At 47.9% G+C, this 946-nt stretch carries 2 protein-coding genes; both read right to left on the bottom strand.

The features are described 5' to 3' along the window. Nucleotides 1–31 precede the first annotated feature (31 nt). Nucleotides 32–307, bottom strand: coding sequence for a formaldehyde-responsive transcriptional repressor FrmR (gene frmR, locus OQZ28_RS17590; RefSeq protein ID WP_003626675.1), 276 nt, complete (start codon nucleotides 305–307; stop codon nucleotides 32–34). 413 nt (nucleotides 308–720) lie between these two features. After that, the coding region (locus OQZ28_RS17585) for a hypothetical protein (RefSeq protein WP_458136701.1) at nucleotides 721–946 on the bottom strand (226 nt) is incomplete at its 5' end.

Raw genomic sequence — 946 nt, 5'->3', positions numbered from 1 at the left:
CCAAATAACCTATCAGCCAGCATCGAGGGCATTACCGGAGATAGGATCGAACGAGTGACACCACATTCTCGATCGAACCACTGGCAGCATCACGATCACCGGCACACTCAACAAATTCTTCCCGCAGATGGCTTTCGAGGACACCGGCCATTAATCCGTTGATCGCTCCCCGGATAGCCGCAACCTGTTGCAGTACCGGACCGCAATCAGCCCCCTTCTCCAGAGCCTGTTCCAGCGCATCAAGTTGCCCGCGAATACGGCGCACGCGGGTCAGAACGCGCTTTTTCTCAGCTGGTGTGTGCGGCACGAAACGTTTACTCCGAATATACTGCCCTTGAGTATCCTTTCATACTATGGGGCAGTATGACAAGGATATAAGGATGTGCTTGTCATATGATCCGATCAAAAGTCCGTATCGCCGAAATTTTCACCGTAACGTCCATGGGGGGACTGCCTGTGTCTTGGAATCATTCAATAGGTGTAATCAGTGAAATCCAGACAAGCTCTACAACGAGGCTTTGAAGCGCTGATGTCCGCTATTTGACAAATAATCTTGTGGTCCAAACGACCGAGATGTAGGCGGAAGCAGACCCGTGCGTTGATAAACATGCGGTCGCGTTTTGTCTCCTAATTATGGGCTTTTTTCGCATCAATAAGGGACCTTCCCATAATTAAGGGTATCACTAACATGCTGAAATATAAGAATATTGACTAACATAATTAAGGTATTTCGACATTTGTCGAAAACCAGAAGATAATGATAATCCGCAGCTGACTGCCTTTTTTGTCGACGCAAAAACCACTTAATCGCGATAAAAATGGAGGGATCGAAGAACCGTTGATTGATGTGCTTGGCGGGTAATTTCTGGCTTTTGGCGATTTGATTGACGGTTTTTGCGATGGCATCCGGTCTGCGTTTTGAGCAGATTGGGAGCTGTTACCGGCT

The organism is Komagataeibacter sp. NFXK3, assembly GCF_054182245.1.
The sequence above is the reverse complement of the archived record's forward strand: the minus strand, read 5'-3'. Positions and strand labels throughout refer to the sequence as shown.